The organism is Actinosynnema sp. NPDC023658 (genome assembly GCF_040639995.1).
Classification (GTDB): domain Bacteria; phylum Actinomycetota; class Actinomycetes; order Mycobacteriales; family Pseudonocardiaceae; genus Actinosynnema.
Window position 1 is genome coordinate 1 of the sequence record NZ_JBFAAX010000232.1, and the last position, 8,732, is coordinate 8,732.

Annotated in this window: 3 protein-coding genes; all 3 read left to right on the forward strand. The window is 71.8% G+C overall.

Annotated features, from left to right (window positions below; all coding sequences use genetic code 11):
* Window positions 1–85 precede the first annotated feature (85 nt).
* The 3 genes from AB0G02_RS21830 to AB0G02_RS21840 all read left to right on the forward strand — a co-directional run bounded on the left by AB0G02_RS21830 (window position 86) and on the right by AB0G02_RS21840 (window position 8,564).
* Window positions 86–6,856, forward strand: coding sequence for a hypothetical protein (locus tag AB0G02_RS21830; protein ID WP_360797257.1), 6,771 nt, complete (start codon window positions 86–88; stop codon window positions 6,854–6,856).
* A 145-nt stretch (window positions 6,857–7,001) separates the two neighbouring features.
* Window positions 7,002–7,769, forward strand: coding sequence for a type VII secretion system-associated protein (locus AB0G02_RS21835; protein ID WP_360797258.1), 768 nt, complete (start codon window positions 7,002–7,004; stop codon window positions 7,767–7,769).
* Between the two features lie 168 nt (window positions 7,770–7,937).
* Window positions 7,938–8,564 carry a LuxR C-terminal-related transcriptional regulator gene (locus tag AB0G02_RS21840; RefSeq protein ID WP_360797260.1) on the forward strand — a complete coding sequence of 209 codons (627 nt, stop codon included), beginning with the start codon at window positions 7,938–7,940 and terminating at the stop codon, window positions 8,562–8,564.
* Window positions 8,565–8,732 lie beyond the last annotated feature (168 nt).

The window sequence follows — 8,732 nt, forward strand, 5'->3', positions numbered from 1 at the left end:
CTTGCTGTTCCTGGCCGCGCGGTCGGCGACCGGGTACCGGGCGCTGCGGTCGGACCAGCGGCCGGTCGAGGTGTCGGGAGCCCGGTTGGCCGCGGTCGTCCGCAACGCCCTCGACGTGCGGGCGTGGGCGGGCACCAGTCCCGCCGTCCCGTTCGGGTTCGCCGCGCTCGACGGCGACACGGTCGACGCGGAGGACTTCGCCGCCGGCCTGGCACCCGGTGGCTACTCGCGCGAGCTCCACTGGCCCCAAGGGAAGCTGTCGTTCGCGGACGACGGCACGCTCACCCTGGACGGGGAGGGCTTCGAGACCGTCGAGCGGTCGACGCCGGGACCCGACGACGTGGTCGTCAACCCCCTGTTGGCGCCGGGCACCCGTCAGCCCAGGGGCCTGTTCCTGCCCACCACCGACCAGGACACCGTGTCCATGCCCATCGGCCTGCTGCGCAACCTGAAGGCCGCGTCCGCGCACTACGTCAGCGAGACGAGGGTCGGCGAGGAGCAGGGTCGGCCGGTGGTCGAGCGGGTCGGGGTGCGCGCGGAGTGGGCCGACTCGACCGTCCCGCCGTGGTTCCTCGACATGCACGGCCACGTGGACGTGGTGCAGGTCCGCCTCCGCACCGGTCACCCGCACCGGCACGGTGACGTGGTCTTCCTGGGACCCCGCACGGCGAGCCGCACGCTGATCCGCAACCGGGTCTACCTGTCGGTGCCGCACCCCGAGGGGGAGTACAAGGTCGCCAACGTCTGCTACATCGGCCTGCCCCACCCCGGGAACGGGGTGTCCATCGCGTCGCACCTCCGCGCGGCGTTCCAGCACGCCGAGGGCGTCAAGGTGGCGCTGCTGGCCGTGACCAGCCCCATCTCGCTCAACGACCGCACGGGACTGCGGGTGGTGCACGACGGGGGCCGGTTCCACAGGGTGTTGCTGCCCGGCGAGGTCGCGGACGACGCCTCGGACGAGGAGGCGAGCGGCGGCGGTGAACCGGTGCCGGGTGCTGTCGTCTCCCCGGAGGAGGTGGAGCGTGTGGTGTTGCGGGATGGGTTGGGGGGTGTGGTGGGTGCCGGTTTCCTGTCGGGTGGTGAGGCCGGGGTGGTGGTGGAGGCGTTCGCGTCGGGTGCGGGTGGTGCGGATGCGGGTGTTTTCAGTGTGGTGGCGCACCGGGGTCCGGATGGTGTGCGGTTGCCGTTGGGGTCGGGTGTGTTCCTGCGCCTGGATGATCGTGCTTTTGTGCGGTTGTTGGTGGGGATGCGGTTGTTCGCTCCGGATGCTCCGGTGCGGTTCTTGATGTGTGGTGTGGCGGACTCGTCGGTGTTGCGGGATGAGCTGCGTCGGTTGGGTCATGTGGGCGCGGTGGAGACGTTCGCGGGCCGGGTGCGGGTGTCGCGCTCGGGCGAGGTCCGGGTGCTGGAGCCGGACGAGGAACCCGCCGCCCAGGAGGACTCGGTGGTGCTGGCCGATCCCGGGCCGGTGGTGATGTTCCCGCTCGGGCACAGCGGTCAGGACGTCGCCGGGTGGAAGGTCCTCCACGACCGCATGCCCGCCACGACCAGGACCTTCTCACCGGTGCACGTCTACGCCCACACCCGCGCGTCCGATGGGTGGTTGTTCGCGAACGGGCAGTGGCGGGACGGTGCGTCGTTCGCCGCCGAGCTGGTCGCCGCCGGCATCTCCCAACACGGCCCCATCGTGCCGCTGCACCTCGTGGTCGATCCCCCTCCGGGGAGTCGGCAGCACCTCGACGTGGTGCGGGAGGTCGCGCGGGTGCTGCGCGGTGACGGCCCATACCGGGACGTGGCGGTCAACAAAGCCGCGCTGCGGATCGACCCGGCCACCGGGCTGGTCGACTTCGACGCCGCCGGGTTCGAGTGGGTGTCGGAGTTGTCGATCGACGACGTGCACTGGCAGGAGATGATCGACGGGGACGGTCACCTGCACGGCGCGGCGCTGCTGAGCGACACCTCGCGCTACCGCGGCTTGAGGAAGGGCGCGCGGTTCGCCGACGACCACAACCAGCGCCTGGCCAAGGTGTTCGAGGACATCGGGGACTCCACCGACGACATGGTCACCAGGCTGCTGCCGTGGGCCGCGCGCATCGGAGCCGGCCGGGTCCGACCGTTCGTGGTGCACTTGGAGAGCGACGGGCAGCACTACGTGGTCCAGTCGATGAGTGGCCCGATCCGCCTGCTCTCGCCTCGTGAGATGGCGCGGTTGTTGGTGTCGCCCGCGTTCCGGCGGGCGTTGACCGACCCGGAGGTGCGCCGACCGCTGGTGCTGATCACCGACATGGATACGCCGGGCAACGCGCTCAACCGGGAACTCCTCGACCTCCTGGTGGAGGAGATCGGCATCCGGGCCTGCTTCGAGTACTCCGGATCCGTGAACTCCGACGACTACATGAGAGGCGGCAAGGTCGTCGGAGCGCCCGCCGAGCTGATCCTGTCCGAAGACGCCTGGTTCACCACCGGGCCGGCGGTGGTGGGGCACGTCGGGTCGGTCCGGTGGCACGAAGACGTGTTCGCGTTGGTGGACGCCGTGGACCTCGGTTCGGACCTGGCCGACCTCGCCGACGACATCGCGAGCGGCACGGCCGGCGGCCCGTGGGGCGACGACCTGCCGCTGGTCGTGGCGGTCCGCTCGACGGAGGGGTACGCCATCGCGCCCACGACGGACGGTGGGCAGATCGAAGTGGAGGGGCGTGAGGCGTTCCAGGCCCTCCTCGCCAACGAGGATTTCCAGCAGTCGCTGGAGTCGACACCCGGTCGTCCGGTGGTGCTGGTGGGTGAGGACACCGGCGCCCGGGTGGGTTTCGGCGGTTTCGGGTTCGACTTCGCCTCGGCGTTGCGCGAGCTGGGGGAGTTCTGCGATGTCTACGCCATGACGCGGGACGGGAACGGCGATCCGCTGTTCACGGTCGTCTCGGGCCCGCGGGACGGGGATGTCGCGCTGGAGCTCCTGAAGAACTCCGCGGGTCGGGCGGTCGCGCTCATCGTGCGGTCCGCGGGCGACGAAGCCGAGGTCGAGCGTGCGCGGCGGTGGGCGCACAACGCCACCCCCGATACGATGAAGTGGTTCTGGAACGCGACTACCGGCCGGTTCGAGGACTCGCCGTGGTCGGCGGATCAGCAGCCGTTGTTGCTCCTGGCCACCCGGTGGGGGGAGCAGTACCTGGCGACGCGTTCCGACGCGGAGAACGTGGCCCTGTCCGTGAACGGGCTGATCGACGTCCTGCGCGACAGCGCACTGCTGAGGAAAGCCGCGGGCGTCCTCCCGCACCTGGACTTCGTGTTCGCCGCGTTGGGTGGCGCGTCGACCGAGCCGGTGGGCTTCGGCACGGGGATGCTGGCCGGCGGCTACCTGCGGCGGGCGCACTGGCCGGTCGGGCGCCTGGTGCTGCTCAACAACGGGCGGATCGCCGTGGCGGGCAACGGTTTCGGGACGGTCGAACGGGCCGAGCCGGGTGTGGACGACTTCGTGACCTACCCGCTGCTCGAAGCCGGCACGGGACGGATCGAGGGGCAGTTCTTCCCCTCGCAGCTCAACGATCTGCTGACGATGCAGTCCAGTCGCCGGCGGGAGGTCGCCTCCGGCTTCAAGCGCTACGTCAGGGAGGTCAGGGTCCAGGCGGCCGATGGCAGTGTGGAGGAACGTGACGAGAAGCTGCCCATGAAGTGGATGAAGCGCTCGGCGCAGGTGTGGTTCATCGACATGCACGGTCGGCCGGACGGCGTCGCCGTCCGCTTGCGCGCCGGCCGTCCGCACGAGTTCGGCGACGAGTTGGGGCTGTCCCCGGAGGCTGCGGCCAAGGTGCTCACGCGCAACCGGATCTACCGCTCGGCGCCCCACCCGCGCGGTGAGCACAAGGTGGCCACCGTCTGCTTGATCAACCAGACCCCGGCGGGAGGCGGGTACCCGTTGGCGTCCTATCTGGTGGAGGCGTTCGAGCGGGTGGACGGTTTCCCGGTGACGGTCTGGGCCGCGGACCAAGTGATCAACACCCATCCCGAGAGCGGCAGGCGGACCGTCGAGGCCAACGGCTCCTACCGCAGGGTGGCGCGTCCCGGTGAGCAGGTCTCCGACTCGTCCGACGATGACGTCTTCTCGGACACCGAAGCTCCGTCCGAATCGGACTCGGAGTTCGGCTCGGAGTCGGAGTCCGGCTCGGAGTCGGAGTCGGAGTCGGAGTCCGACGGGAACACCGCGAGCGACGTCCACGAGCCCACCGCCGGGCCGGCCGCCACCTTCGTCCGGTTGCCGTCCAACCCGCCCACCCAGGGCAGCCCTTCGATCGGCCAGGTGGTGCACAGCTCGTTCGGCTCCGTGATCGACTTCGCCGCGATCGTCCTGCCCCAGCACGACCTGGCCGCGCGCGCGATGATCATCGACGAGCTGAGGGTGGGCAGCCACTCCGGCCCGTGGGGCGCTCGGCTCCCGCTGGTGGTGTCGGTGGCAGGCTCGGCGTCCCACGCCACGATCGCCGTCGTCGGCGCGAACCCGCGCGCGTTCGACGGCGTCGCCCTGGCCGGGCTGGTGATGAGCCGCGAGGAGTTCCGGGCGGAGCTGCTGGCCGAGCCGGATCGCCCCGTGGTCCTGCTGGGCGAGCCGGGTGCGGTCGGCCCCGACGGGCTCGGCGCGGACTTCGCCTGGGCACTGCGGGTCCGGGAGGACTTCCGCGACGTCTACGTGCGCACGGGTACCGACGTCGATCCGGCCTTCGAGCTGGTGTCGGTGCCCGGCCCGGGGGATTACCGCACCACCGGCCTGCTCGACGCGAACGGCGACGTGCTGGGCTTCCTGGTGCGCGCGCCGGGCGACGAGGTCTTCGCGCGAGAGCTGCAGGAGTGGGCTTCCCGCACCGCGCCGGGCCTGGCGGGTGAGCTGGTCCTGCCGAACGGCAGCGTCACGACGTGGTCGTGGACCGCCGACAGGCGGCCCCTGCTGGTCCTCGCGAGCCCGGTGGCGGACTGCTACCAGGCGATCCGCGCCGACGGACGTCCGGACCTGCTCCCACCCGACGTCCTGGCGGTCTCCCTGACCTTGAAGCCGGAGGTGCGCGCCGCCGCGGGGAATGACTCCGGCACGCCGTTGCTGTTCATGGGCACCAGCGGGAGGCCGTTCGGAGCGGTGGAGTTCGGCCGCGGCCTGGCTCAGGGCGGCCTGCGGCGTGAGGTCCACTGGTTCGAGGGCTGGCTGCCGACGCCCGACGGCGGGTGGCGGGGCGTCAACCACCACGTGGCGCCACCTCCGCCCGCTTCGCACCCCGACGGCGGGGACCAGACCGGGGGAGTCGAGGCCGAGACCGCGGAAGCCAAGGCCGATGCGGTGCTGGAGGCGGCCCGTGCCGTCCTGGTCTCGGCCAAAGTGGAGGTCAAGGCGGCCCGCGCCGCGGCGGCGGCACAGCTCCCGGACGTCGGGACGGCCGATGTCCGGCAGGCGGTCGAGCTGCGCCTGTGGGCCGCGGAGCAGGCGGTGGCGGTGGCCGAGCGGGAGTTGCGGGCCGCGTCGTCGGCACGGCTGGCGAAGTCGAGGCGGCCGTGGCGGGCCACGCCTCGCCCGATCCTGGAGGACGAGTCGTGGCGCCACAGCGACGTCCTGACCGCCGAGTGGTCCCGTCCCCTCCGGCGGGTCGACGAGGCGGCCCTGGTCGAGGAGCGCGCGAAGGCCCCGGTCTCGGTGGTCTCGACGCGGCACCACGACCCCATGGTCAAGAGCACTCCGGAGGGGATGTTCTTCTACCAGCAGGTGATCGCCTACGACAGGCGCCGGTTCGCGGTGGGCGGCGTCCGGGTCCAGGACTGCACGGTGCGGCTGCACCTCCACGTGCCGGCCGGTGTCCCGGAAGCCCAGGTGGCCGATCTGAAGGCGCGGGCGGCCCGCGGGGTGGACGACTACTACAACCGGGGCCACCGGCTCCCGTCCGGCGACCAGTTGCACGTGACCCTGGAGTTCACCTCCTCCCCGGAAGACGCGCACAACTCGATCAAGCTGGTCGACACGCCCGGCTTCTGGTCCAACCAGATGCAGTGGTCGATGTCGTTGTCGGAGCGCGGCCTGGCGCACGAGGTCGGGCACTTCCTGGGGTTGAGGGACGAGTACGAGTCACCCGAGGCCCTGTTCCGCAACAAGCCGCACTCCCGCGCGGTCCACCACGACCGGGGCCTCATGGGCTTGGCCTTCGAGCACCCGGACGTGGAGATCAAGCCGCGCGACCTGTGGTTGATCGAGGTGCTCGCGATGACCGCGGGCTCGCTGCCGGAGCGGGAGTCGAGCAACTACCGGTCGACCCCGGGTGAGGGTTACAACGTCCTCACCGGCGAGCCTGCCCGGCAGAGCACCGGCCGAGGCAGGGCCCACGCGTTCGCCAGCCGCGTGAACGCCGCGCGGCGGTCGGTCGACCCGGACGCCGCCCCGCTGAGCAGCCAGGAGATCTGGGACGCGGTGGCCCGCGCCCTGGACCGTGATCGGAGGCTCCCGATCGACCAGCGTCGCTACCTCTTCGGCACGGACGAGGTGAACGACGCGCTGATCCGGACCGCCGGCACCGGGCTGGCGTGGATCGAGTACAGCGAGCACCTCGCCAACGCGGTCGCCACCGGGCTCTACGGCGTGGACCCCCGCACGGGGGAGGTGGTGGGTCCGGCCCTCTCCGACGCCTCCACCGTCCCGCCCGGGGTTCCCTGGTGGCGGGCGGAGGTCGACCTGACCCAGGAGCCCGAGTCGGACCCGGGCTCCGACTCCAGCTCCGACCCGGCCCCGGACTCGGACTTCGACCCGAGCCTCGATCCCGGTTCCGACTCGGAGATGGAGGTGGACCCACCGGGGCGGGCGTCGTCCGACGCCGGGGGCCACCAGCCGTGACAGGGGCCGCCCCGGGTCGGCCGTTCGGGAACGGGCCCCTGCCCCAACATGCCCGCGCCGACCGGCGGTCTTGTCCGGGGGTGCCGGGGTGTGTGGAGTGGGTCGGGTCGATCACGAACCGTTATCGCCGACACAGGAGGCAGACATGAAGACCGACGAGGACACCGAGAACTGGTTCCTGCTGATGGACCCGTCCTGGGCGCCGGAGACGCAGGACGAAGCGCCGCCGCTGCACGCGGTGGTGGGGCTGTGGCCGGTGTCGCCGGAGGGCGAGGTGGGCCGGTTCCGGACCAACCCGTCGTACGTGCCGTCGAACCCGACCTCGCCGCACGACCCGCTGGACGCGGTGATGCGGCTGCTGCTGCGGGGTGAGGCGGAGGTCGAGCACCTGCAGATGCTGTTGCGCGACACGCTGTACGACCTGGCGATGAACGGCGACGGCCGGCCGCTGGTGATGAACTCGCCGGACGACGTCCCGTGCACGGTGGTCGCGACGAGCGAGTGGCACCGGGGGCGGGTGAGCTCGCCGGAGTGGCGGCGGGTCGACCTGGCCGACCTGGTGGAGCTGCTCGCCGACGGGGTGGACGTGCTGTTCAACCCCGGCGGTCCCGCGTCGGTCCGGTTGGCGGGCGAGTTCATCCGGCGGACCCTGGTCATGTCGGAGGACGAGGTGCGGGCGGCCTACGACAGCCTGCACGACGACCGGCCGCTGGAGGTGCTGCCGTGGGAGGTGCCCCCGGTCGACGCCCCGCTGGCCAGTGCTCCGCCGGCGGACGCCTCACCGGTCGACACCCCGCCGGTGGACGCGCCCCTGGCCGACGCCTTGCCGGTGGACGCCTCGCCGGTGGATGTCCGGCCCGTCGCCGACGCACCGGTCACCGACGCGCGCCCCGCCACGACGCCCCTGGTGTGACCCACACCGCTCGCGATCCGGGGTTCACGCAGTTCGTGCAGGTCAAGCTCTTTTCTGAAGGGGTCGACACCGATTGTGGCGGCCCTGTAGACCGAATTCAGACGCATTGTGGCGGCCCCCGGCCAGACTTCGGTCCGGAACGAACCCGGAAGTCCTTCGGAGGCGGCGGTGCGCAGAGTCAAGGTGGTTCTCCAGGCGGTGGACCCGTTGAGCCTGGCCGGCTTGGTGGGCCAACTGGAATCCCGGTCGGAGATCGTGCTGCTGCCCGCCGAGCAGCGGCACCTCGCCGACGTGGTGGTCGTGGCGGTCGACCGGCTGACCACCGACGTGATCAGCGGCATGCGCCGCGCGGCCACCGAGATCGGCACCCCTGTGGTGCTGGTGGCGACCGACCTGGACGAGTCGCACCTGCTGACCGCGGTCGAGTGCCGCGTCGTGGCGGTGCTGCTCAGGTCGACGACCACCGCCGAGCGACTGCAGCACAGCGTCCTGGCGGCGGCGGCCGGTGAGGGCGTCATGCCGCCGAACCTGATCGGCGTGCTGCTCAAGGACGTGGAGAGGTTGCAGCGCCAACTGCTGGAGCAGCTGGGCACCACCTCGGGGACGCGCCTGACGCCGCGCGAGGAGCAGGTCCTGCGCATGATGGCCGAGGGCCTGGACACCGCGGAGATCGCGACCAAACTCTCCTACTCCGAGCGCACCGTCAAGAACGTGATCTACGGCGTCACCACCCGCTTCAACCTGCGCAACCGCCCGCACGCCGTGGCCTACGCGGTCCGCTGCGGCCTGATCTGACCTCATGCGGCGGGGCCGTGAGCGCTCCGCCCCCAGGACCGGACTCCGGCACCCCGACCCGCGCGGGCGGACGCGCCACGCAGGACCCGGGCATCGCAGCAGTGGCCGCGCAGGACTCCCGAACCCACGCCGGCCGGCACCCGCGATGACCCGAACGTGCCCGGCGGC

What these genes read in the sequence shown, in the direction of transcription:
- AB0G02_RS21835 (WP_360797258.1), top strand. Translation starts at nt 7,002, where the DNA reads ATGAAGACCGACGAGGACACCGAGAACTGGTTCCTGCTGATGGACCCG.